General features: G+C 59.6%; 21 protein-coding genes. 9 read left to right on the top strand and 12 right to left on the bottom strand.

Annotation, left to right across the window (positions count from 1 at the left end; translation table 11 throughout):
• Positions 1–102: 102 nt before the first annotated feature.
• Both AC5S27_RS05710 and apaG read left to right on the top strand, forming a co-directional pair.
• Entirely contained in the window at positions 103–4,620 is a 4,518-nt protein-coding gene (locus AC5S27_RS05710; protein ID WP_493933598.1) for an Ig-like domain repeat protein, read from the top strand.
• A 204-nt stretch (positions 4,621–4,824) separates the two neighbouring features.
• Positions 4,825–5,232 (top strand): Co2+/Mg2+ efflux facilitator ApaG/CorD, encoded by a 408-nt coding sequence (apaG, locus tag AC5S27_RS05705; protein WP_493933597.1) that lies wholly within the window; start codon positions 4,825–4,827, stop codon positions 5,230–5,232.
• Between the two features lie 59 nt (positions 5,233–5,291).
• Here the strand turns inward: apaG and AC5S27_RS05700 are convergent, their stop codons facing one another.
• Positions 5,292–6,281 carry a nucleoside hydrolase gene (locus tag AC5S27_RS05700; protein ID WP_493933596.1) on the bottom strand — a complete coding sequence of 330 codons (990 nt, stop codon included), beginning with the start codon at positions 6,279–6,281 and terminating at the stop codon, positions 5,292–5,294.
• A 304-nt stretch (positions 6,282–6,585) separates the two neighbouring features.
• Between AC5S27_RS05700 and AC5S27_RS05695 the strand changes: the two genes are divergently transcribed.
• Positions 6,586–7,239, top strand: coding sequence for a YkgJ family cysteine cluster protein (locus AC5S27_RS05695; protein WP_493933595.1), 654 nt, complete (start codon positions 6,586–6,588; stop codon positions 7,237–7,239).
• A gap of 15 nt (positions 7,240–7,254) precedes the next feature.
• Here AC5S27_RS05695 and AC5S27_RS05690 read toward each other — a convergent pair whose 3' ends face one another.
• Both AC5S27_RS05690 and AC5S27_RS05685 read right to left on the bottom strand, forming a co-directional pair.
• Complete coding sequence (locus AC5S27_RS05690; RefSeq protein WP_493933594.1) at positions 7,255–9,237, bottom strand: DUF3857 domain-containing protein; 1,983 nt, start codon at positions 9,235–9,237, stop codon at positions 7,255–7,257.
• A gap of 41 nt (positions 9,238–9,278) precedes the next feature.
• A complete protein-coding gene (locus AC5S27_RS05685) occupies positions 9,279–11,294 on the bottom strand; it encodes a DUF3857 domain-containing transglutaminase family protein (protein WP_493933593.1) in 2,016 nt (671 codons plus the stop codon).
• 779 nt (positions 11,295–12,073) lie between these two features.
• Here AC5S27_RS05685 and AC5S27_RS05680 point away from each other — a divergent pair.
• Entirely contained in the window at positions 12,074–13,381 is a 1,308-nt protein-coding gene (locus tag AC5S27_RS05680; RefSeq protein ID WP_493933592.1) for an NCS2 family permease, read from the top strand.
• Between the two features lie 142 nt (positions 13,382–13,523).
• Positions 13,524–14,297, top strand: coding sequence for a DUF4397 domain-containing protein (locus AC5S27_RS05675; protein WP_493933591.1), 774 nt, complete (start codon positions 13,524–13,526; stop codon positions 14,295–14,297).
• A 16-nt stretch (positions 14,298–14,313) separates the two neighbouring features.
• Here AC5S27_RS05675 and AC5S27_RS05670 read toward each other — a convergent pair whose 3' ends face one another.
• The 4 genes from AC5S27_RS05670 to AC5S27_RS05655 form a co-directional block, all read right to left on the bottom strand.
• Positions 14,314–14,712 carry a hypothetical protein gene (locus tag AC5S27_RS05670; RefSeq protein WP_493933590.1) on the bottom strand — a complete coding sequence of 133 codons (399 nt, stop codon included), beginning with the start codon at positions 14,710–14,712 and terminating at the stop codon, positions 14,314–14,316.
• Between the two features lie 132 nt (positions 14,713–14,844).
• Positions 14,845–15,123: a zinc-ribbon domain containing protein gene (locus tag AC5S27_RS05665; protein ID WP_493933589.1), complete on the bottom strand. Its 279-nt coding sequence runs from the start codon at positions 15,121–15,123 to the stop codon at positions 14,845–14,847.
• Positions 15,124–15,516: 393 nt separating this feature from the next.
• The gene (gene rpsU, locus AC5S27_RS05660) at positions 15,517–15,714 is read right to left on the bottom strand and encodes a 30S ribosomal protein S21 (protein ID WP_263338703.1); all 198 of its coding nucleotides are present in this window, start codon (positions 15,712–15,714) and stop codon (positions 15,517–15,519) included.
• Between the two features lie 129 nt (positions 15,715–15,843).
• Entirely contained in the window at positions 15,844–16,056 is a 213-nt protein-coding gene (locus tag AC5S27_RS05655; RefSeq protein ID WP_493933588.1) for a hypothetical protein, read from the bottom strand.
• Positions 16,057–16,340: 284 nt separating this feature from the next.
• Here AC5S27_RS05655 and AC5S27_RS05650 point away from each other — a divergent pair, with 284 nt between their 5' ends.
• From AC5S27_RS05650 to AC5S27_RS05640, 3 genes are all read left to right on the top strand, one after another.
• Entirely contained in the window at positions 16,341–16,502 is a 162-nt protein-coding gene (locus AC5S27_RS05650; RefSeq protein WP_493933587.1) for a hypothetical protein, read from the top strand.
• A gap of 105 nt (positions 16,503–16,607) precedes the next feature.
• Complete coding sequence (locus AC5S27_RS05645; RefSeq protein ID WP_493933586.1) at positions 16,608–17,126, top strand: gamma carbonic anhydrase family protein; 519 nt, start codon at positions 16,608–16,610, stop codon at positions 17,124–17,126.
• A 74-nt stretch (positions 17,127–17,200) separates the two neighbouring features.
• The gene (locus tag AC5S27_RS05640; protein WP_493933585.1) at positions 17,201–18,163 is read left to right on the top strand and encodes a 3-keto-disaccharide hydrolase; all 963 of its coding nucleotides are present in this window, start codon (positions 17,201–17,203) and stop codon (positions 18,161–18,163) included.
• Between the two features lie 149 nt (positions 18,164–18,312).
• Here the strand turns inward: AC5S27_RS05640 and AC5S27_RS05635 are convergent, their stop codons facing one another.
• Both AC5S27_RS05635 and AC5S27_RS05630 read right to left on the bottom strand, forming a co-directional pair.
• Positions 18,313–19,305 carry an acyl-CoA desaturase gene (locus tag AC5S27_RS05635; protein ID WP_493933584.1) on the bottom strand — a complete coding sequence of 331 codons (993 nt, stop codon included), beginning with the start codon at positions 19,303–19,305 and terminating at the stop codon, positions 18,313–18,315.
• A gap of 164 nt (positions 19,306–19,469) precedes the next feature.
• On the bottom strand, positions 19,470–20,528 hold the full coding sequence (locus AC5S27_RS05630) for an aldo/keto reductase (RefSeq protein WP_493937275.1): 1,059 nt from the start codon (positions 20,526–20,528) through the stop codon (positions 19,470–19,472).
• A gap of 111 nt (positions 20,529–20,639) precedes the next feature.
• Here AC5S27_RS05630 and AC5S27_RS05625 point away from each other — a divergent pair, with 111 nt between their 5' ends.
• Entirely contained in the window at positions 20,640–21,410 is a 771-nt protein-coding gene (locus tag AC5S27_RS05625; RefSeq protein ID WP_493933583.1) for a DUF3050 domain-containing protein, read from the top strand.
• A gap of 4 nt (positions 21,411–21,414) precedes the next feature.
• Here AC5S27_RS05625 and AC5S27_RS05620 read toward each other — a convergent pair whose 3' ends face one another.
• The 3 genes from AC5S27_RS05620 to AC5S27_RS05610 form a co-directional block, all read right to left on the bottom strand.
• Positions 21,415–21,798: a type II toxin-antitoxin system VapC family toxin gene (locus tag AC5S27_RS05620; RefSeq protein WP_493933582.1), complete on the bottom strand. Its 384-nt coding sequence runs from the start codon at positions 21,796–21,798 to the stop codon at positions 21,415–21,417.
• The gene (locus tag AC5S27_RS05615; protein ID WP_493933581.1) at positions 21,795–22,097 is read right to left on the bottom strand and encodes a type II toxin-antitoxin system Phd/YefM family antitoxin; all 303 of its coding nucleotides are present in this window, start codon (positions 22,095–22,097) and stop codon (positions 21,795–21,797) included. The genes AC5S27_RS05620 and AC5S27_RS05615 overlap by 4 nt, the downstream gene beginning before the upstream one ends.
• Positions 22,098–22,160: 63 nt before the next feature.
• The gene (locus AC5S27_RS05610) at positions 22,161–22,865 is read right to left on the bottom strand and encodes a hypothetical protein (protein WP_493933580.1); all 705 of its coding nucleotides are present in this window, start codon (positions 22,863–22,865) and stop codon (positions 22,161–22,163) included.
• Positions 22,866–22,988: the final 123 nt, after the last annotated feature.

The raw sequence follows: 22,988 nt of genomic DNA, 5'->3' as shown, positions 1-22,988 counted from the left end.
GCGCAGCTCGGAACTCCCACCGGCAGCCAACCCCAAAACTTCCCCGCAACACTTGATCGAAACACGCTGCTCAGCACAGAAACATTTTTCGGAGGCAACACCATGAGGATTGGAAACTACATTCGCAAGGCCTGGATCGCCAGGCAACTCTGTCGCGCGGCCGCTGCACTCTTGCTCGTCGCCGGCGTCTCTGCCGCCTCGGCGCAAAGCTCGCCGCAAGCTCAGCCCAGGCCCCAGATCACCACCGCCGTCAATCCCGCACAGCGAACGGTCATCGGCAACTCCGTCCATCCTTTGGCCAACTCCGCCAACGACCGCGGTCGCGCCGAATCGGGCACTCCCATGAAAGACATGATCCTCCTGCTGCACCCGACGCAGGACCAGGCCGCGGCGCTCAAGCAGCTCGTCAGCGACATGCACAATCCCAACTCGCCCAGCTTCCACAAGTGGCTCACCCCTGCGCAATACGCCACCCGCTACGGCGTAGGCGATGCCGACATCCAGACCGTGAGCAGCTGGCTTTCGTCGAGCGGATTTACCGTGGACCAGGTTGCCAAGGGCAAGAACTGGATTCGCTTCTCCGGCACCGCCAGCCAGGTGGAATCGGCCTTCCAGACCAGCATCCACCAGTATTCGGTAAACGGCGAGAAACACATCGCCAACGCCACCAGCCTGTCGATCCCCGCCGCCCTCACCCCCGCCGTTTCCGGCGTGATCCGCGTGAACAACTTCCTCTCCCAGGCAGAACACATCGCCCCCGGCAAGATCACCCGCGATAAATCCGGCAAGCTGGTACGCACCAACGCCACTGGAACCGCGCAGGCGACAACCGGCAACAACAACCCCAAGCCAGCTACCACCATCAACGGCGACCAGACGGAAACCTTCCTCACCCCCGGCGACTTCGCCAAAATCTATGATTCGCAGTCTTCGATCGCCGCAGGCGTCGATGGCACCGGCACCTCCATCGCCATCGTAGGACGCTCCGACATTGAACTCTCCGACGTCGAAGCCTTCCGCAAGCTCTTCGGCCTTCCCTTCAACGACCCCACCGTCCTCTACGCCACCACCGACCCAGGCGACGTCTCCGGCGATGATGTCGAAGCCACACTCGACGTCGAATGGTCCGGCGCAGTCGCACCCAAAGCTAAAATCAATTTCGTAGTCGGCGCATCCACGGGTGCCACCGACGGCGTCGACGTAGCGGCAACCTACATCGTGGACAATGCCCTCTCGCCCATCATGTCGGTCAGCTTCGGCCTCTGCGAAGCCTTCATGTCCGACACTCAGGTCGCCTTCTACAACCTGCTCTGGCAGCAGGCAGCCTCCGAAGGCATCTCCGTCTTCGTCTCTACCGGCGATTCCGGCGCAGCCGCTTGCAATAACCCTGGCTCCCCTTCCACTGTCTACGGTTTCGGCGTCAGTGGCATCGCCTCCACCCCGTACAACACCGCCGTCGGTGGCACCGAATTTGACGACGCTACCCTGACCACCTACTGGAACCTCACCAACAACGACTCCGATCAGAGCTCCGCCAAGGGCTACATCCCCGAAGCCGTCTGGAACGAGTCATGCACCGAAGGCATTCCCTTCGGACCGACCAACTGTAACTTCGCTCCCTACAACGTCGATAGCTACGCCGGCAGTGGCGGCGCCAGCTCCTGCGTCAGTCGAACCACGGACGACTCCGGCGATGAGTTCTGCGCTACCGGATACCCGAAGCCCTCGTGGCAAACCGCTCCCGGCGTTCCAGCCGATGGCGTTCGCGATATTCCCGACGTCTCGCTCGCCGCAGCCTCCGCGCACGATGGCTACACCTTCTGCTTCGAAGGCGGATGCCAATGGACCACCAACAACGACGGCAGCCTGAACATTCAGAACGCCAACGTCATTGGCGGCACCTCGGCCTCAGCACCTTCCATGGCCGGCATCCTCGCCCTGGTCGAATCCAAGCACGGCCTCTTCCAGGGATTGGCGAACTACCAGTTCTACAACATCGCCGCAGAATCCAGGAACAGCTGCGACTCCAGCAAGCGCACCGATCCCACCCAGGCCAGCTCCTGCGTCTTCAACGACGTCACCAGCGGTTCAAACGCAGTCGCCTGCTTCTCCGGCAATCAGGATTGCCAGGGCACAGATCAGCCCGTCCAGGTTGGTGTACAGCTGCCGGCAGCCGTATTTTTCCCCAATAGCCAGATGGACGGCCACGCCGCCACAAACGGATATGACCTCGGCACCGGTCTCGGTTCGGTCGATGTAGCCAATCTCATCGCGGCATGGGGAACATCCTCGACGGCCAGCTCCGCAACCACCCTCCAGCTCTCCAAAACCACCTTCGCGCACGGCACCCCTGTCACCATCGTCGGAGCCGTGGCACCTGCATCCGGAACAGGAACCCCAACCGGAGACGTCCTGCTGGTGACAAGTTCCAACACACCGGTACTCACCACCCCGCTGACAACCGGCGCCTACAACACCAGCAGCATCGACCTGCCCGGTGGCACCTACACGGTCACCGCGAAATACTCTGGCGACACCACCTTCGAAGCCAGCGCATCGCAGCCCGTCTCGGTAACGGTCACGTCCGAAAGCAGCAGCCTCGCCGGAGCAACCTTCGCCCCCAGCCGCTTCTTCATCCTGGGCAGACAGCCCATCATCCAGACCAGCAACACCCTCCTGGGCAATACCTTCTGGGTACAGGTTCAGGTTGCCGGCGCCTCAGGATCCACGGCAGCCACCGGCACCATCAAGCTCAGCATCGCCGGCAAGACATTCGGAACCTACCCCGTCAACAACTCCGGCCTGATCTACATCACCTGCGGTCCGGAAACCGAATGCGATCTGCCTCCAGGCACCTACAGCATTCAGGCGGATTACTCCGGCGACAGCAGTTTTCAACCGAGCACCACCACCATCCCCTTCACCGTCACCAAGGGCCACGCCTATTGGGAAACGCGGGCAAACATTGTCGAACCCGTTGCCAACACCCCGGTCATCGGATACGTCATCTTCAACAGTGACCCCGGCATTCCTCCCACCGGATCAGTTACGCTGACCCGCGATGACACCGGCGCCGTCCTCGGCACAGCAACCATCGACAAGACCGGGGTCGCAACCATCCCGTTCTCGCCGGCTCCAGGCGACTTCAACCTCATCGCAACCTACGCTGGCGATAACAACTACACAGCAGGCGGGCAGCACTCGACCCAGGAAATCATTACCCTGGTCAACTCCGGCACCAAGAAGATGGGTCTCGGCATCAACCTGGGCGGAACCACCTTTGCCCTCGGCCAGCGCAGCCAGGTCAACGTCACCGCCATCTCCACCACCCCCGGCAGCACGGCAACCCCCATCGGCTACGTCACGCTGTACAACCAGTATGGGCAGGTCGGCGGTCAGTTCCTGCTCACCAACGGCAAAGCTACCGGCCTCGTCGAGTGGGATACCCCTGGCGCGCAAAGTGTCTACGCAGTCTATGGCGGAGACGGCAACTATGCCCCCGGATCGAGCCCCAAAGTCGCGATCACCGTCAACAAGGGTGTTCCGACCGTCGTTGTCCAACCCCTCGCTTCCGTCGTCGCAGTCGGTGGTCAGGCCAGCGTCACCGCCCTGCTCGGCAACCCCAACCCAGCTTCAGCAACCGCTCCCGCTCCGACCGGCACCATCCAGTTCTACGACTCGGTCAACGGCGCCGCTGCTGTCGCCCTCGGAACTCCGCAAGGTGTGACTGGCGGCAACCAGGGAACGCTGCTGGCAACGCTGGCTCCAGTCCTCGCGACCGGCTCCAACGTCATCACCGCCGTCTACTCCGGCGATGCCAACTGGGCCAGCGCAACCTCCGCTCCAACCGCACCCATCCTCGTCACCAGCCCGGGCTTCACTGACTCGGCAACCCCCAACGCGCTCGCCATCACCGCCGGTCAGACCGCAACCGTCTCCGTCAGCACCCAGAGCATCCTCGGCTTCACCGCCGACATCGCCCTGAGCTGCGGCGGAACCCTGCCCGAAGGCGTCACCTGCGCTTCCACCTCGGTCGCCCCTGGCTCCACCGGCACCATCAGCATCACAACGGTCGCTCCCGGCGAAGCAACGGCAACCGCCTCCAACCACAACCCGCTCCTCGCAGCTTCAGGAGTCGTCGCGATGGCCGGGCTCTTCTTCATCTGCATCCCCAACCGCCGCCGCTTCTACAACCTGTCCGCTGTCCTGCTCGTCCTCGGCCTCTTCGGCGGAGTCATCGGTTGCGGCGGAACCTCCGTCAAAACCACCTCCCTCGTCCTGTCCTCGGCCAGCACCAAGGTCGCCTCCGGCGGCACCGTAACTCTTACGGCCAACCTCCAGTCGCGAAACAACGCCACCGGAACCGTCACCTTCTACGACGGAGCCACCGCCATCGGCTCAGCCGTTCCGGTCACCAGCGGCGTAGCCACCCTCACCACCACCAGCCTCGCCGTCGGAACGCATCCCATCACAGCCAAGTACTCCGGCGACAAGCATGACACCGCCAGCCCCAGCTCCAACACCATCGAGCAGACCGTCACCGGCACCTTCACCCTCAACATCAACGCGACCTCAGGCACCCTGAGCGAGCCCATCGCCATCCCCGCAACGCTGCAGTAAACCAGCGTCGCCGCACAATCGAAGGCAACACAGAACGAAAACGGGGTGACCGGTTTCCAGGCAGCTGTCCTGGAACTCCGGTCACCCCGATTTCGTTTGCCCAAGATTCATGCCAATAAAAAACGAGAGCTCCAGCAGAAGCAAAGCGGCTAATCGACCAGGCGCCCAGAGCACGCGCACCCGCCGTTGCTCTAAACTCTACTCATGGCAGAGCGAACACCGTACCAGGCAATCACCCGAGCAATCGCAGTAAGCGTAGAGCCCGCATATCACGAAGCAAATTCTTCCCCGGCCAGCTCGCAATACTTCTGGGCCTACCGCATCACCATCGAAAATCAGGGCACCGAAACCGTCCAGCTCCTCAACCGCCACTGGATGATCACCAACGCCCGCGGCGAGTTCACTGAAGTCAAAGGCCCCGGCGTCGTCGGCGAACAGCCAATCCTCAAGCCCGGCGAGAGCTTTCAGTACACCAGCGGCGCACCCCTCAACACTTCATCCGGCATGATGGGCGGAGCCTACCAGATGCAAAGCGAGACCGGCGAACTCTTCGACATCGAGATCCCCACCTTCTCGCTCGACACCCCAAATCAAGGCGTAGTCCTGAATTAGTAGTCCTGAATTAGTAGTCCTGAATTAGTAGTCCTGAACGAGTAGCCCTGAATGAGCCGTTACTGCGCCTTACCCTCCAGCCGCCCCAGCAGCAGCTTCAGAAAACCACCCTCATCCGACTCCAGGCAGACATTGGCATTCGGCTCCCCGTCCACCTTCGTCGTCAAACCCTTCTCATCCACCGCAATCCGCATCGGCGTCATCGGGCATAGATCAGGCCGGAACGTGTAAGCCGCCGCCACCGGATCGAACAACGTCGGCGTCACATTCTTATCCCACGAACCAGCGATCCACTGGTGATACAGGATCGTCAACTGGTCCGTCAGCGGATTCCCCACCGCAAACAGCGCATCCCGCTCCTTCGTCTCCAGCGGAATCTGCGTCGAATCCAGCGGTGCCATGTAAATCGCCACCCCCGCCTTCAGCAGCTGCGCAAACCCCTTCGGATACTGGTCGATATTCCACTCCGGCACCGCCGGTGCCGGAGGCTTACCCTTTCCGCCGCCATACCCCCGGTTGATCGACCCGCCCATCATCACCACCCGCTTCAGCTTCTTGAACGTCGCCGGATCCCGCTCGATGGTCGCCCCGACAGTATTCAACGGCCCTAGCGCAATCAGCGTCACCTCACCCGGATGCGCCCTGATCGCCGCCAGCATCGCCGCCACCCCATCCCCATGCTTCCGGTCCGGAGCCTGCCGCCCATACGCCCCCTGCGTCATCGGATTCTTCGTATCCGAATGCGGCCCCGCAAAAACGGGAATCCCCTTCTCGCCCGTAGCCGCCAGAAACCGGTCCAGAATCCGCGCCCGCATCTCCGTATCGCCATACGTCGTCGAAACCCCCAGCAACTTCAGCTCCGGGCTCCGCACAATCAGCCCCACCGCAAACGCGTCATCGATATCGTCCCCAACATCCGTATCCACCCAGACCAGTTGCGGCGTCTTCGCCCCCTGCGCCTGCCCCCGTGCAGACAAGGCCGCCATAGCCCCAACCACCATCAGCCCCGTCAACACCACCCTTCCAGCCAACCCATTCCCAACCCGCATCCCCGCCTCTTTCGTTGAGCCAATCCCTAACCGCAATCTCCGTACAGTAGCATCATGCCAGACCCACCGCCATCCGCAGCGAAACGCACTCAGCGCAGAGCAGGACCTGTCGAGCAGGAAAGTCGTCCAGCATGAGCCTCGTCTTGCCGTACAAATTTTGTCCGTAAAGGCTCAATGAAAGACAGCGCCAAAGGCGCGCGCTATACCAGCCCAGCCTGAAGGGCTGGGTCAGCCAAAGCAAGAAATCCGAGGGCTGAAGGCCCGTCCCATCTCTGCATTCCCCAATTTCAGAGACAATAGAAACGTGCCCCTACCCCCACAGGACCGCCAGCTCCTCCAGATCGTCGACGCAGCCTTCGCCGACTCCGCCCGCCGCAGCGGCCCGCATCTCGTCTGCCGCCCCGGCTGCACCCAGTGCTGCCACGGAGCCTTCGCCATCAACGCGCTCGACGCCCTACGCCTCCGCGAAGGCATGGCACAGCTCGCCCTCACCGCTCCCGAAAAGGCAGCAGAAATCCGCAACCGCGCCGATAAATATTGGAAGGAATTTGCCCCGGACTTCCCCGGCGACCCCATCACCGGCATCCTCGGAGACAGCGAAGCAGAGCAGGAAGCCTTCGAAGACTTCGCCGACGAAGCCCCCTGCCCCGCACTCAACCCCGAAAACGGCCTCTGCGAACTCTACGAATATCGCCCCATGACCTGCCGCGTCTTCGGCCCACCCGTCCGCAGCCAGGCCGAACCCCACACAGAAGATGACCCCAGAGACGATTTCTCCGAAGACGCAGAGCCCGAAGAAGGTATCGCCATCTGCGAACTCTGCTTCACCACCGCCACCCCGGAAGAAATCCAAGCAGCAGAAATGCAAGTCCCCCACAAAGAGGAAGAAGCCCTGCTGAATCAATTAACCCAAAGCGGCAACACAATCATCGCCCACTGCCTAATCACTAACCACTAACCACTAACCACTAAATCACTGCTTCTTCAGCACCACAGTAGCCCGCTCATCGGAAAGAATAACCCCCTCCAGATGCCGGAAGTCCGCCTGCTTCTCCGCCGGCAGCTCCACCTTCTTCACCGTGTAATCCCGCTCGTAGTGCAGCACTTTGTCCTTCGCCGAAATCGTCGAATGGTAGCTGGCAAAATCCGTATCCAGGTTCACCGGATCAGGCATCTCATCCACCACATACCCATCCGGCAGCGCAATGTCATAGCTGTCATGCCAGTGCCCGGTAGCATTCAGATCAATAGGCACCGTCCGCGGCTTCGGTGAAAACTGGTGCGCATAACTGGCCACCACTCGGGGCCTGACCAGCATCAGAGGCCCTGCGAGGTGCCCATATTGGTGCGCCGTAAGTTCGTAGTGCAGCGTAACCGGCTTTTCCAGCGCCTGCGGCTCATCGTACTGATACTTCTCCAGCGATACTCCGGGAATGTCGCGCCCCAGCGACTGTTCCAGTTCGTCGTGTCGCTCCTTCTCGTCGCTGCGCTTCAGGTGTAGCCGCAGATTCCCGCCGTCTGCCCCGATCCGCGACGTGTCAACTTCTCCGCTCAACGTTCCATCCGCCGCCAGCTTGAAAGCTCCCTTGCGGTCCGCCCCGCTCGCATTCGGAGCCAGCACCGGAAGCTGAAACACCTGGCTATCCGAGCCAGCCACAAGCAACCCAAAACTCCCCTGCAAATCCGACCGCAGATACCCCACCGGCGTCCGCTCATCCGTCGGGTCAAAGATCAGGTACCGCTTCCCATTGCCTGCCTGGATGACAGCCTGCAGCCGGTCATCCTGGAAACCCGCAGGAACCTCAATCGCCGAAATCATATGGTCGCCGTACGCCGAAGGCAGCGCCGGGTCCACAAAGCCGCGCCGGTCATCCACCGGCACATAGTAGGCATGAATCCCCGCCACCTGCAGCATCGAGATCACCAGCGTCGCCTTGTCCTTGCAATCCCCATACCTGTACTTGAAGATATCCCCCGCAGGATGCGCCTGGTGTCCGCCAATCCCGCGCTCGATCACAAAATAGCGGATGTTCCGCTGAACATAATCCGCCACCCGCGCCAGTTTGTCGTAGTAGTTCGTTACCCCATCGGTCAACTCATGTGTCTTGGCAGTGATCTCCGGCGAAGGGTCCGTCCGGTGCGCCTCCAGTTGGTCGAACCATTGGCCTATCGCCCGCCACTGGTTATCGCGCCCAGCTACCGATGCGCCGCCCCACTGCACCGTCATCCGAGCAGCCAACGCTTCCCACTCCGGGTGCGCCGGGATATCCCGCAGATCGAGCGCCGGAACGTTGCTCAGCTCCCACCGCCAGTGGTTTGGAGAGACCTCAGTCGGCTTCACGGCGGCAAAGTTATGCCATGAATCACTATGCGCCCTTCCCGCCGGCAGGTCCACTTCCAGCGCCTCGCTCACCACAGGAACCGAATACTGGAAGCGCCACATCTTCTCATCAATATAAGAGCGCAGTTGCACCTCAGACTCGCATACAACCACAGCGCCCGGATCGGCACCCGGCCCCATCACCAGCCGTGATTTCTCAGTCTCCAGCAGAATCGAATCCTGCGTATATCCAATCTCGTAAAAGTCGGACTCCATCGCCTGCAACTGCTTGCCGTCCGGCAGAATCGTCCATACACGCAGGTAGTTGATCTTCTCGTCAACGTCGTAGCTGGCCCCACATACACCCCACTTGCGCCCCTGCGGCTTCAGGATGCGCTTCACCTCACGCTCCCGCTCCACGGCGCGCCCCTGACCATCCACCGTCAAAAGATACTCATCGGAGAGAATCACCGCTTCGGCATCCTTCGCGAGATCAGGCGTGCGCACCTTCGCCGTCTCCACACCCCACTGCGGAGCAGGCTGCGGCTTCTCATGCCCGAAGATTGGGCCGGCCAACCCCGCCGCCGGCAAAGCCACCAGCACACAACCCACCAAAACCCGCCGTCGAATTCGCATCGTTCCCCCGATTCCCCGCTCGCCCAGCCCCAAGAACGGGCCTAGTTCCCCGGAGCCTTCGCCGCCCCCACCTGACCAGCCCCATCCTTCGCCGGCGCCGCCACTGCAGCCGTCAGCACGAGCTGCTGCTGATCCGCCGTCTGTACCTTCTGATAAAAATCCCGCAGCGCCCCGTAATCCTTTGGCTGAACCAGCGCAAAGGCCCGCGCAAACACCCGGTCTACGATGACCCGATTCTTATCCACCTTGGCCTTCAGCACGAATGCCGCGTGCCCCGTCCACGGAATGCTCGTATCCGCGGGCGCGCTCTCCACCGAATACGCCTCAGGCATCTCGTAGGTCACCTCGTCCTGCGTCTGCTCGGCATATTCCATGTCCACGGTCGTTGTCCGCTGGTCGGTCGCCACAAACGGGTGCCTCGCCCGCGACTCAAAGAACACCCCCGGCACAAACGCCCGCTTGCCCGTCGAGTTGCCAATGTTGCCCGAGATCTTCACGATCCCCATCAGCTGCGAATGAAAGTCCTCAAGTCCAAGAAAGTGATCGAAGTCCGCTGTCACTCCATCCGGCACCAGGTTCTTCATGTACTCGTTGAACTGCTTTTTGATCTCATCCTCGTCGTTCTCAATCGCTAGCTCGCGCCATCGCGTGGCCCTCGGCCCGTTCATCGAAACGCGCGCTGTTCCCGATATGTTGCCTTCCTTGTCGATCGTCAGGATCGCCGTGCGCAGCGTCGAGGCATCCTTGTAGGAGTTGGCGGGCGTGCCCACCAGCATTGCACCTTTGTCCGATTGCCGTATGCCTCCTGCCAGCGAATGCCGCCAGTCCAGTTGCCCGTACGGAGCAAACTTCTTCCCCGGATCCAGAAACTGCTCTTTGTCGCCGATCGTGACCATGACGATCACATCGTCAAACTGCCGCATCGAGAGAAAATATGGATTGAAAACTTCGCGATCGCGATTGCAAACCGTGACCGCATACGCCTTCAGTCCTGCGCTGCGGGCCATCGCGATATAAAGCAGCGCAATCTCATCGCTTGAACCGCTCTTCTGCCGCCAAACATCCTCGGCGGTCTTCGCCTGCTTCAGCCCCATTTGCTTCAGCTCTACCTGGCTCTTGCGGCGCGTGTAATCGGTATTCTCCAGCGTCATCACCTTGTCATAGATCTTGCGCGCCTTTGCCTCGTCACTGTCACCCGGCGCCACAATGCCCGACACTTCTTCCTTCAGCCCCTTGCTCTCGTTGGCAAAACGGTCCATCTCCTTCGACCATCGCGAACCCTCATGCTGCCAGAAGTCGTCCTTGCTGGTATACGGCGTGTAATAGAACTGCACCTGGGCGATCAGGGAACTCATCGGCGGCATGTATTCCTCATCGGGAATCGGCGAGAGATCACCCACATCCAGCACATAGCGTCCCGACGCTTCATACACAACCTTGGAATTCGCCGGCAGCAGAGTGCTGTACAGCAGCTTGTTTGCCGACTCGCCCTTGCCGTTGGTCACGTTCTCCAGATACTTGTAGGGAGTGAACGCATAGTGCGCCTTGCGCACATAGTAGCGCTGCTGCAGATCCCAGTAAGGCGAGTTGAGCCGGTCATCATCGTAACGCAGAGCCCAGCGAAATTCGAGAATGCTCCCCACCTCGACACTCGGCAGCGTGAACACCACCTTGTTGATCTGGTAGCCTTTGCCCTTCGCCTCCACCAGGTCCGTCGGCTTCACATCCAGGGGAATCACCTTGCCGTCGGAATGAATCGTGCGCGCCTTCACATCTGTGATCGAAACCGCGCCCTTCTCATAGGGAACGCTCTGCGTCGCCAGTTCCTTACCCTTCTCCGTCAGCACCTTAATCCGCGCATAGAAGCTGTGATAGTGCAGATTGTCATCCACCGTCTCTTCGCGATACAGATAGACCGCCGCAGCGCCCGGAGACTTCGGCTCCGAAGTCATCGACAACTCTTCAGCAGTCGGCTGCTGGAACTGGGCAAACAAGGCAGCGGGAAAGAGCAACGTCGCGAAAGCGACCAAAACGTACAAGCGGCGGCGAACTTGCATGACAACTCCTGTGGATTACGGCCCCCGAAACTGCCGAGAGCCAGACTGATTTTTTGCGCCTGAATCGTGCCGACAGAAGTGTCGATTTCAGAGACGGAGTACCCAAACAGGTTTCTGGAGAACTGTGCTCAAACTAACTGCATCGATGGGTGAAAAGCAAGGCATACTAAGTAACACCAAAGTTCGCACCTGCGCGTGTATTGCGATAAGAGTTATAACTCGGGGTAATGTTGATTACTTTAGCAATACCATCAAGACTGAATCACGATGGGATCGGCTCAACCCACCCCCCCTGCAACGCCAGTCCGGCATCGAAGCCTCCCTCCGAACACGCCGAAAATGGCCCGGATCAGCGTCCCCTTCTGCTATCGTTCAGCGCAAATTGAGGCCTTTAGCAACCCTAAGAACCACCCGCCAGCGGACGAAAATGTTCCACGTGGAACATCGCATCCACCCATCGCACCAGGCCACACCAACTCTCAGCTGCTTAACCAGTCCAACTCTCCACATGCTTCAGCAGCAATGTTCCACACATTGTTCCGCGTGGAACAATTTCCGTATTCCCCCGCTGCAAAATCCTGTCAAGCATTTTTGTTCGAAGCCCTTAGCCTGCAACACTTTGCATTTGCGTAAAATTACCCCCATTTGTGCATCAGATTTTCTTGACCGAATTGCCCATAGCAGAACTGATATATCCTCGACCCCAAGCGATTTCCAAACAGCCTTTGAAATTGCTAGGGGATTTGGCCGTGTTGTGGTTTGCTTAGGCTTATCCAACTATGCGCATTTCTCTCGAACGCTATTTTGAGTTCCATCGGCTGGGCACCAACTGGCGCACTGAGATTCTGGCTGGGGCCACTACATTTCTGACCATGGCATATATCGTGGTGGTCAACCCCTCGATTTTGAAGCAGACTGGGATGCCGCTGGCGGCGGTGACGGCGGCTACGTGCCTTTCGGCGGCGTTTGGGTCGATCCTGATGGGGATCATTGCGCGGTACCCGATCGCGCTGGCTCCGGGGATGGGGCTGAATGCTTACTTCACTTTTACCGTTTGCCTGAAGATGCATATTCCCTGGCAGACGGCGCTGGGGGCGGTGTTTCTTTCCGGTGTGGTCTTTCTGCTGCTGACTGCGTTTGGCATCCGGCAACTGATTCTGAAGGCGATCCCGCAGGAACTGTATGCCGCGGTGGCCTGCGGGATCGGGCTGTTTATTGCGTTTATCGGGCTGACCAAGGCTGGCCTCGTCGTCAAGAGTGACGCCACGCTGGTGCAGATGGGCAATATCAAGGACCCGAGCACAGCGCTGGCCCTGCTGGGCCTCGGCCTGATGGTAGCTCTCGAAATCTGGAAGGTGAAGGGCTCAATCCTGATTGGCGTGTTGACCGTGACGGCAGCGGCGTGGGGAATGGGTCTAACGCACTTCACGAGGGCCGAAGGCGGAATATCGAGCCTCACCGCGACAGCCTTTAAACTCGACATTCCCGGCGCGCTGCGAGTCGGGCTGGTGGAGATCGTCTTTATCTTCTTCTTTGTGGACCTGTTCGACAATCTTGGAACGCTGGTGGCTGTCACCAAACGTGCCGGCCTGCAGGCGCAAGATCACTCGATTCCGCGGCTGAATCGCATCCTGTTTGCTGACGCTGTTTCGACCGTGGCTGGCTCGCTGACCGGTACCTCGACCGTGACCAGCTATGTGGAGTCGACTGCTGGTGTCGCTGCTGGCGGACGCAGCGGCGTGACGGCGATTGTCACCGGGATGCTGTTCCTCGTTGCCATGGTAGCTGCGCCCTTTATCGGCATCGTGCCGGACGCGGCCACAGCTCCGGCGCTGATCCTGGTCGGTTCACTGATGCTGACGACAGTGACCGAGATTCGCTGGACGGAGCCGCTGGTGGCAGTGCCGGCATTTCTTACGCTGATCCTGATTCCGCTCACCTATTCGATCGCCAATGGACTTGGGTTTGGCATCATCGCCTGGGCTGTCCTGCATCTGGCTGCGGGCAAGGTCACGAAGAAAGACTGGCTGTTGTATGTTCTGGCGGTGCTGTTCCTGGTGCGGTTCATCTATCTGTCCGCGAGCTAACGTGAATGCCGAGTGCGCGAAATGGTTCGCTGGATTCGAGTTACGCGACAACTGCAACGGAAAGCCGTAAACTGACTGGGACAGCTTCAAATCAATGGACACAGCAGGCAGCTGGTGGGCAGAGGGCATGACGAGAGACGCAATGGAGATTTCCGGAGGGAGTTCGGGGTTGGGAATGGAGACCGGAAAGAAGCGGCTTTCGCTGCGGATGCTGTCGGTTGCGGCAGGGTTGAGCCTGGCTGGTTCTTTGCTGCTGGCGGGATGCCAGAGCATCTCCGGGTTCAAGCAGGTGAGCCTGGTTCGGGTGATCGATGCCTCGTATAACGCTCCGGCGATCAACGTCTATATCGAAGGCGCGATTTACGCTTCCAATATCGGGCAGGGCAACATCTCCGCCTACGGCCAGTTTGCGCCAACGAACAATGCAGTGGTGAAAGTGACGGCTACCTCCAGCACCAAGTCCCTGGTGACTTCGAATGCCACGCTGGCGGCGAACAAGAGCCAGTCGGTATTGATCTCTGACATCAATGCGCAGTACCAGGTCCAGGTGCTGGAGGATCAGGCAACGCCGGCTCCCAGCGGCCATTCGGAATTCCGGCTGCTGAACCAGGCTCCGTCGACGGGCGCGGTGGATGTGTACTTCCTCTCCGGGACTTCGACGACGGTATATGCGACGGCCAAGCCGGTGATTACATCGCTGGCGGTAGGCGCGACTTCCGGGTACGTGACGATTCCCTCTTCGACCTTATATATGGTGATTGCTCCGGCGGGGACGACTCTTAGCACGACGGCGACAACAATTTATAGTTCGGCAGCCCTGCCGCTGGTCGGCGGGGAGGTACGCACGGTATTGATTGTCGATCCGATCCTGGTGACGCAGCCGGTGCAGGTATATATCGCGAACGACGTGGACTGACCCTCCACAACTCACGCTATTTCGAAACAACCAGAGTGAAAACAAGCGAAGCCGTCTGCCCGGACGAGCCGACGGTGATTTTTGGTGTATAGGTGCCGACGGGAGCGATTGCCGAGGCGACCAATGTGAGCTGGCCGGAGGGGTTGGATTCGGACTCCTTGTATGTCTCGGTCACGCCTGGAGGCAGCCCGCCAATGGCGAAGGTGGCTGTCTCAGTCGGGGCGACGATGACGACCGGCACCTGGACGGTCGTTCCCTGGGCGATTTCCACGGTGGGGTTGCTGAGGGAGACGGAGAGAACGATGGGTGGGGGCGCATTGCTGGTTTTTCCGCCGCAACCGGTCAACACCAGCAGGGCTGCTGTAGTTGCCGCAGCACACATGCCAATCAGAAACGCTGGCGGAGTTCTCTTCACCGTGCTCTCCTGCGAATGGGAGTGATTAAAGCACGGACAAGTTACAGCGTGCAGTCAAATTCGCAGGCGCACGGAAGAGAGATCGAAGTTTGTATCGGGTAAGCGAGCGCTCCCGGCTCCAGGGGTTGGGACTTAAACGTCCTGCTGTTTTTGGAAGCAGGCGCGGCAGAGCACAGGCCTGCCCTGAACGGGGCGAAACGGGACTGTTGTCTCCGTGCCGCAGTTGGCGCAGGTGGTCCTGATTTCGGGGCGTGGACGAGGACCGCTTGCGGCTCGCTTGGCCTTGCAGGGCTTACAGTGCTTGGGGTCGTTGGTGAAGCCTTTTTCGTGAAAAAAAAGCTGTTCTCCTGCGGTGAACACAAATTCATTGCCGCATGAGATGCAGGTGAGAGTCCTATCCGTGAATTCCATCTCCGGCTTTCCAGATCAGGCGATCAGAAGCCCAAGCCGCAGGGGTTTCGCAGCTCGGTGAGCCGATCGCCAATATCACAAACGTGAAATTACGACTGGGGCCCCGAGCCGTCAGAGAACCTGAGCGGCTATTCCACGAAAGGCGGATTGCTAGCCAATCGGGAAGTTAGATCGCGCGCTTGATATGTGCGCGATGGAGATAGGGTCGAAAGACTTGCGGTCTTGACCGAGTTGGAGTTTGTCGGCTTCGCCCTGGTCGCGGAGAAATTTCTGCGAGTTGGGAAACCGGAACCTCAGTAGCGAACTCTCGCGGCTGGGGCATGGACCGGATGGCACGTATGTACGGTTAAGCCGGCCCGGATTTCGGTGGACTGAAAACCGGACCGGTTTGGATTAATCCTGCTCTTTACGAGCTTTCTTACGATTCCGCTTGCGCGCCAGTGCTTCCTTGACGCGACGCTTCTCACCGGGCTTCAGGTAGTAGGAGTGACGTTTGACTTCCTTGATGATGTCTTCCTGCTGAACCTTCCGCTTAAACCGGCGGAGCGCATTCTCAAGCGGCTCGCCTTCTTGTACGCGAACCTCTGCCAAAGTGTATACACCTCCCAACCTGCCTAGTGGCTCTTACTAGAATACGGGATTTTTGGGGTTTCTGCGAGTCGTTTGGGAAAGCATCCTTTATTCCCATCCACATCAGGTCTCCGTTCGTGAATTCGTATGCTATAACTTCGCATGGCTCCGGTGCTCGATCATCTTCTCCACTGGTTCTGAGGCCAGATCTGTGCCGGAAGCGGTGTGGGCGACATAAAACGGTAGCAACGAAAAGCAAACAACAAACGCCACCCAGATAAGCACGCGTCTGAGTTGCTCACCCACCCAGGTGAGAGCTATCTGTCGATGTGGCGGGGAGTTAATGCTGGTTGTCGCAGCCATTGGCGCCGACTCCATTGGCCGTCTGGTGACCAAGCTCTTTCCTTCGAGATTCCCTGCGCGCGTCCGGAGGCATGCCGCAACTCCAGGATTCTCAGAACTCATCCTTTTCTTGTGCAGTGGCGCTCTCGTCTTTCTCGCATCTGTGCAGTATGTGATCCTCAGAGCCCACGGCGTCACGTTCGCTCCAGAACGGGCTCACGAAGCCGTCGCGCAATCCGAAGGGTTTTTCCTGGCGGCGATCCTAATCGGGATCGGTGTTATTCTGACGACGGACGGGTGAATCCATGAGCGAATACACGATTGGCGCACTCATTGCCGGTTTCATCGCTCTGGTCGTCGGCGTGTCCAGGGTAACGATGCGTGCCAGGCAGATCGCTCAGCACGGCTTTGAAGAAGAGGATCGACCTGCAACCGTGGCCAAGAAAAGCCGGACGGTGGGTACATAGGCTTCCGACACACCATCGACGAAATCCCGGTGGAACACTATGCTGTTTGAGATGGCTGGTCAGCGATGATCAGCCTTTTCCATTTGGCTCTCTGAGGAGAAATGCATGATTCGGACGTATCAGGGACATCACCCGGCGGTGCCGGAGTCGAGCTACATCGATCTTTCGGCGCAGGTGATTGGGGATGTGGCGATTGGCGAGCACTCCAGCGTTTGGATGAATGCGGTGATCCGAGGCGACGTGAACTCGATCCGCGTGGGAAGCTACTCGAATGTGCAGGACTGCGCGGTGCTGCATGGGCAGCGGTATCTGTATTCGGTGACGGTCGGCGACTGGGTGACGATCGGGCACAATGCGACGGTGCATGGGTGTGTGCTGGAGGATGCGGTGCTGATTGGCATGAATGCGACGGTGCTGAACAACGCCAGGGTGGGCGAAGGATCGATCATCGCTGCCGGAGCGGTGGTGCCGGAGGGAACCATCGTTCCGCCAAAGACGCTCTGGGCCGGGATTCCGGCGAAGATGCGGCGCGAGCTGGGCGATGCCGACCGCGAGCTGATCCTGACCTATGCGCGGAACTATGTGGACTATACGGCGATCTATTTAAGGGAGACGGGACGGTAGGCAAAGAGCTCGAAAAGTACGGGTGACACGCCTGGGCGAAGAAACGTTACACTCGACTCGTGAAAATAAAGACTTTGTTTCGACCTATCTTCGTATTCGTCTTCGCGACTGCGCTCGCGTCGACCGTATCTGCGCAAACCAACAAAGCGTTTCTGGGACGCTGGGATCTCACTGTGACTCCGGCCTCCGGCAAGCCCTATGCACAGTGGATAGAGCTTACGGAGAGTGGCGGCAAGATCGAAGGACGCCTTCAGCCACGGGGTGGCGCCTGGCATCCAATTTCCGGCGCTCACCTGGAATCGGGCAAGCTGATTGTGCCCCTGGGCGAGCCCGGCTCTGCTTCGACGGCTAGCTGGGAGCTCACTGCGCTTGGTTCCGGTAAGCTGACGGGCGTCGAAAAGAGCGGCGAGGCAGCCGACGGTTTGACGATCGCGGGAGTGAGGGCGCCTGCGCTGGATCGCCCGATGCCGAAGAAGTGGACAGCTCCCAGGGCTCTTTTTGACGGCAAAGACCTGCAAGGCTGGGAGCCGATCGGCAATGTTGAGAACAACAAGTGGGTGGCGCGCAATGGCGAGCTGGTGAACGACAATCCTGAAACGCCCGGTCAACAAAACCACGGCGCTGCGAACATCATGACTACGGAAAAGTTCCAGGATTTCAAACTGCATATTGAAGTGAACTGCCCGGATGGCGGCAACAGCGGAATCTATCTGCGTGGCCGCTATGAGGTGCAGGTGGGCACGGAAGGCGGCAAGCAGCCGACGCATGAAATGGGCGCGATTTACAGCCACTATCCACCGCCGGCGGGCGCCGAGCTTGGTCTTGGAAAATGGACGGCGTTTGATATCACGCTCGTGGGCAGGCATGTGACTGTCTTGCGCGATGGCAAGATGTACCACGACAACGTCGAGATTCCTGGCCCGACGGGCGGCGCCCTGGACAGCCATGAAGCAGAACCGGGACCTTTTTTCCTGCAAGGGGATCATCACGGGGTGGTTACTTTCCGCAATATCATGGTTTCCGTGCCGGAGAAGTAGAGGCCGCAGGAATAGGGATTAGGGAATAGGGATTAGGGAATAGGCTACCCCCATGCAGATTCAATAACTATTGCTTAATCAAAATGAAAACGCCTGCCGGAGTGGCAGGCGTTTCTGTTTGCTATTCCCTAATCCCTATTCCCTGCTCTTTAGTGTCCGACACCAGCGGGCTTGGGGTTTGCCTTGTCGTAGCGGGCTACCTGGATCTTCTTGGCGAGGCCGAGCTTGGAGAGCGTCCAGATGATGTAGAAGTTGGGGTCAAACTCATACCAGCGGAGGCCGTGGCGCGCGGAGACGGGGTGGGCGTGGTGGTTGTTGTGCCAGCCTTCGCCGCCGGTGATCATGGCAACCCAGAAGCTGTTGCGCGAGTCGTCGCGGGTTTCAAAGCGGCGGCTGCCCCAGAGGTGGGTGGCTGAGTTGACCAGCCAGGTGGCGTGCAGGCCCAGGGTTACGCGAAGGAAGACTCCCCAGAGGACCATCTTCACGCCGCCAGCCAGTCCGTGATCGATCCACGAGCCTAGGCCGAAGAGAACAACGCCGCAGGTGACCAGCGTGACCCAGTGATACTTGCTCAGCCAGACATGCACGCGGTCGCGGGCGAGATCGGGAACGTAGCGGGCCAGGACCGAGGTCTTGGCGTGCATGGACTTGCCGAGAACCATCCAGCCGATGTGCGCCCACCACGGGCCTTCTTTCGGAGTGTGCGGGTCGCCGGTGTGGTCGCTGTGCTGATGATGAACGCGGTGGACGGCGACCCAGAAGATCGGTCCACCTTCGAGCGAGAGTGTGGCGCAGATGGTCAGGAAGTACTCGATCCACTTGGGGGTCTGGAAGCCGCGGTGCGTGAGCAGGCGGTGATATCCGACGCCAATGCCGAAGTTGATGGCCAGCACCCAGAGGACAACGAAAACTGCCAGGCGGCTCCAGCTAAAGTAGAAAAGAGCGGCGATGGCACCGATGTGGAAGGCACCGATGAAGCCAGCGGTGATCCAGTTGATACCGCCGTAGTTGGCTTCGCGGCCCATACGAATCTCTTCACGTGCCGGGGCGCGGCGAGTTGCGGTAGAGACTTCCGGGGAGCCGGGGTGGACTGCAACTGCGGAATCGATTTCCGGCAGGACGTTCGTGGCGACTGGGGTCATCCGTTACTGTACCTCTGGCGAAACTAAAGTCAATAAATTGACTGGTACCTCGATTGTACCGTCCAAGTAAGTATTTAGCATCGATTGTTTGTTGGCTGAGCTGCATTGACCTTTGACGCAGCTGAAAATGGGGCCGCATGCGGCCCCATTCTGGGAGGGTGAATTTAGCTTTCCGGTGCGGTTTCGGGGGGAACTTCGGGGACTGGTCGCGGGTTGCGGTCAGCAAACTGGCGTTGATGCCAATACGGATAGACCGGGGTCTGTTCGCTGGCGCGGTCGAGTTTGGCAACCTGCTCCGGGGTGAGGTTCCAGCCGATCGCGGCGAGGTTCTGGCGAAGCTGCTCTTCGTTACGCGCGCCAATGATGACGGACGAAACAGTAGGACGCTGCAGAAGCCAGTTGAGCGCAACCTGGGGAACGGTCTTGCCGGTCTCCGCGGCTACGGCATCGATGGCGTCGACCACCTTATAGAGGTACTCGTCTGCGACCTGGGGCCCGAAGTCCGCGGTTTTGTGCAGGCGGCTGGTTTCCGGCAGCGGCTGGCCGCGGCGGATTTTGCCGGTGAGGCGTCCCCAGCCGAGCGGGCTCCAGACGAGCGCGCCGACCTTCTGGTCGAGAGCGAGCGGCATGAGTTCTTCTTCGTAATCACGGCCGATGAGCGAGTAATAGACCTGGTGGGCGACGTATTTGGCCCAGCCATAGCGCTCGGAGACGGCGAGCGACTTCATCAGGTGCCAGCCGGAGAAGTTGGACGCGGCGATGTAGCGGACTTTGCCCTCGCGGACGAAGGTGTTGAGGGTGTCGAGGGTTTCTTCGATGGGGGTGGAGGCGTCGAAGGCGTGCAGGTGGTAGATGTCGACGTAGTCGGTGCGGAGGCGGCGCATGCTGGCTTCAAGAGCGCGGCGCAGGTGGTAGCGCGAAGATCCGACGTCGTTGGGGCCGTCGCCGAAGCGGAAGGTGGCCTTGGTGGAGATGAGGGCCTTGTCGCGATTGCCTTCTAGGGCGGCGCCGAGCACTTCCTCGGAGAGCCCCTGCGAGTAGATGTTCGCGGTGTCAAAGAGATTGATGCCGGCTTCGAAGCAGATGTCGAGGAGTTTGCGGGCTTCCTCAACGTCTGTGGAGCCCCAGGCTTTGAAGAATTCACCACCGCCGCCAAAGGTGGCGACGCCGAAGCTGAGTGCGGAAACCTTGAGGCCGGAGCCTCCGAGAAGTCTATATTCCATGCCGTCTTGGATGCGGAGGCCTTTGGATTGGGTTCGCATAGGTTTCGCCATTTGAAACTCAGATGGGCCAGGGCGGGGCTTTATGCGGTTACGTTCCCAGATAATTGAGAAGTGAAAACTCTGGAAGCAGCTTCTTCGGTGGAAGCGTTGGAAATTCTGGCGGCGCGGATTGCTCCGCTGCGAGCCCGGTTGGCGGCTCACCCGCTGTATGCGCGGATTCAGACGGCGCAGGATTTGCGGACGTTTATGGAGTCGCATGTGTTTGCGGTCTGGGACTTTATGTCTCTGCTGAAGGCGCTGCAGACGCGGCTGACGTGTGTTGAGGTGCCGTGGCGGCCGACGGAGTTCCCCGAGAGCCGGCGATTTATCAACGAGATCGTGCTGGGTGAGGAGAGCGACGTCTTCGAGGGGCGGGCTATCAGCCACTTTGAGCTGTATCTGGAGGCGATGCGCGAGGCTGGTGCAGACGTTGGCCCCATGGCTGACCTGCTCGAAGGATTGAAGACCGGGGCAGTTGATCTGGACGGCGTTCCAGAGGCGGCGAGGCGGTTTGTGGCTTCCACCTTTGCCTTGATCGACGCAGGCGGAGTGCATGAGCTGGCCGCAGCGTTTACCTTTGGCCGCGAGGATGTGATTCCGGATATGTTTCGCAGCCTGGTGCGCGACTTGAATGCTGAGCTCGGCGGCCAGTTTGCCAAGTTCCAGTGGTACCTGGAGCGGCACATCGAGGTGGACGGCGAAGACCACGGCCCGCTCTCGCTGCGCATGGTCGCCGATCTCTGTGGGACCGATGAGCAGCGCTGGGAAATGGCTTCGGTTGCCGCAGAAGAGGCGCTTCTGGCACGACTGGCGCTCTGGGATGGGATTCTGGAGTCGCTGTGAGCCGCTACCAGATGCGCTGAACGCCGTATGTATCGAAGATCGCGTCGCGGCTGACGAGCGGGACGTTCAACTCCAGCGATTGCGCGGCCAGCAGGCGGTCGAATGGGTCGCGGTGGTGAAAGGGCAGTAGACCGGAACGGATCGCCTCGGCGGTTTCAATACTCTGGATCGAGAACCCCAAACGGAGCACTCGCTGTTCGAAATCAACCAAGAGCTTCGCAGCCTGTAGTTTGCCGGAGTTCGATTTGATTGCCAGTTCCCAGGGAACAACGATAGACACCTTTACTGTAGAAGCTGGATCGTGAAGAAGACTGTCGGCGGTTTTGGACAGCTTTTCCGGAGCCGTCGACGCCCATAGAAAGGTGTGGGTGTCGAGCAGGATCTTCATCCAGCTAGTTTCTCTTCGGCTTCTTCGCTAACCAGCTTGCGTTCCAGCATGAAACCAAAGCCGTAATCCACAAGCTCTTGATCCGTGAGCGGATCGAAAGCGCTATCGTCGTACTCGGCGAGCCCACGGAACTGTCCGAGGACACGCTCGTCAGGCGCAGCTACCGGATCGCTCGCCGCAGCGATGACGATGCGAATCCCAGGCTTGCCCTCGCGCTCAATGACGACTTCCTTCCCTTCCTCGGCGTCGGCGAGGAGTTGGGCGAGATTGTTCTGTGCCTGCTCGAGGGTGTACGTCATGGATTCAAGTATGGGATTGGTTAGAAACGAAGTCAACCAGCGCTGAGGTTTGGGTCGGCTCTGCTATTCCCTTTTTGACCCTTCTATCTCCGGTTTCCAGTTGAGGCCGAAGAAGCGCGGGTCGCCTAACATGCGCTGGTAATAGTCTTCTTTCGGATACGGGTTGTAGATGCGCTGGCCTTCGTGGAATTTCGAGTACTTCGCCCAGACCGGGTTGCTTGCGTCTGATCCACCAAGATCGGTGAAGGTGAAGGTCAGCCAGGGCCAGACGCGCATAAACTCAACGGCGATATGCGGGATTTTGTTCTCCTCCTCGATCACTTTGCCGTAGACCCGGACGAGCGCCAGCGGCGGGATGGACTGCGGATCGGCGTGCAGCGTGGCGCGGAAATCTCCGCCGCCGGAGTACGAGACAAGCATAATGTGCGAATCGGTCATACCGTCGAAGAACTTCTGATCGAGCAGCAGCGTGATTTCGTTCTTCTGCGGATCGGAAACGCTGATTCCGCGCACGATTCCATACCAGCTCACGTACTTGCCTGCCTTGCCATGGATCTTGTAGGGGGCCAGAAACGATACCGTCGAGACTTCGTCCCGGCTGAGTCTCTTGTAGTAGGGCTGCTCCTCGGCTACAGGCGAATACATGGAAGTGGATAGTGTGCCGGTTGGCTTGAGATCTTTGACGGGCTCGACGTAGATCGGGGTCTGGGCTGCGGCCACCAGACTGCACATAGACAACATGGCAAGGACAATTGCCGGAAGTCGCATCGAGACCTGCTTTCGGTGAAAGATGATGCTTGGACGTGATTTGCTTCTTGGGGTGATCTCACTTTACACGCGATTTCCTGCCGGTGGCACTGCTTATGTACGACTGACTCCCGTGCTAGGATT

The sequence above is a fragment of the Acidicapsa borealis genome, from assembly GCF_059115245.1.
Note: the sequence above shows the minus strand (reverse complement) of the source record. Positions and strands in the feature narration are given on the sequence as shown.

Coding starts and splice junctions, on each gene's coding strand:
- AC5S27_RS05710 (WP_493933598.1), top strand. CDS start 103: ATGAGGATTGGAAACTACATTCGCAAGGCCTGGATCGCCAGGCAACTC.
- apaG (WP_493933597.1), top strand. CDS start 4,825: ATGGCAGAGCGAACACCGTACCAGGCAATCACCCGAGCAATCGCAGTA.
- AC5S27_RS05700 (WP_493933596.1), bottom strand. CDS start 6,281: ATGCGGGTTGGGAATGGGTTGGCTGGAAGGGTGGTGTTGACGGGGCTG.
- AC5S27_RS05690 (WP_493933594.1), bottom strand. CDS start 9,237: ATGCGAATTCGACGGCGGGTTTTGGTGGGTTGTGTGCTGGTGGCTTTG.
- AC5S27_RS05685 (WP_493933593.1), bottom strand. CDS start 11,294: ATGCAAGTTCGCCGCCGCTTGTACGTTTTGGTCGCTTTCGCGACGTTG.
- AC5S27_RS05680 (WP_493933592.1), top strand. CDS start 12,074: ATGCGCATTTCTCTCGAACGCTATTTTGAGTTCCATCGGCTGGGCACC.
- AC5S27_RS05675 (WP_493933591.1), top strand. CDS start 13,524: ATGGAGATTTCCGGAGGGAGTTCGGGGTTGGGAATGGAGACCGGAAAG.
- AC5S27_RS05665 (WP_493933589.1), bottom strand. CDS start 15,123: ATGGAATTCACGGATAGGACTCTCACCTGCATCTCATGCGGCAATGAA.
- AC5S27_RS05655 (WP_493933588.1), bottom strand. CDS start 16,056: ATGGCTGCGACAACCAGCATTAACTCCCCGCCACATCGACAGATAGCT.
- AC5S27_RS05650 (WP_493933587.1), top strand. CDS start 16,341: ATGAGCGAATACACGATTGGCGCACTCATTGCCGGTTTCATCGCTCTG.
- AC5S27_RS05645 (WP_493933586.1), top strand. CDS start 16,608: ATGATTCGGACGTATCAGGGACATCACCCGGCGGTGCCGGAGTCGAGC.
- AC5S27_RS05635 (WP_493933584.1), bottom strand. CDS start 19,305: ATGACCCCAGTCGCCACGAACGTCCTGCCGGAAATCGATTCCGCAGTT.
- AC5S27_RS05630 (WP_493937275.1), bottom strand. CDS start 20,528: ATGGAATATAGACTTCTCGGAGGCTCCGGCCTCAAGGTTTCCGCACTC.
- AC5S27_RS05620 (WP_493933582.1), bottom strand. CDS start 21,798: ATGAAGATCCTGCTCGACACCCACACCTTTCTATGGGCGTCGACGGCT.
- AC5S27_RS05615 (WP_493933581.1), bottom strand. CDS start 22,097: ATGACGTACACCCTCGAGCAGGCACAGAACAATCTCGCCCAACTCCTC.
- AC5S27_RS05610 (WP_493933580.1), bottom strand. CDS start 22,865: ATGCGACTTCCGGCAATTGTCCTTGCCATGTTGTCTATGTGCAGTCTG.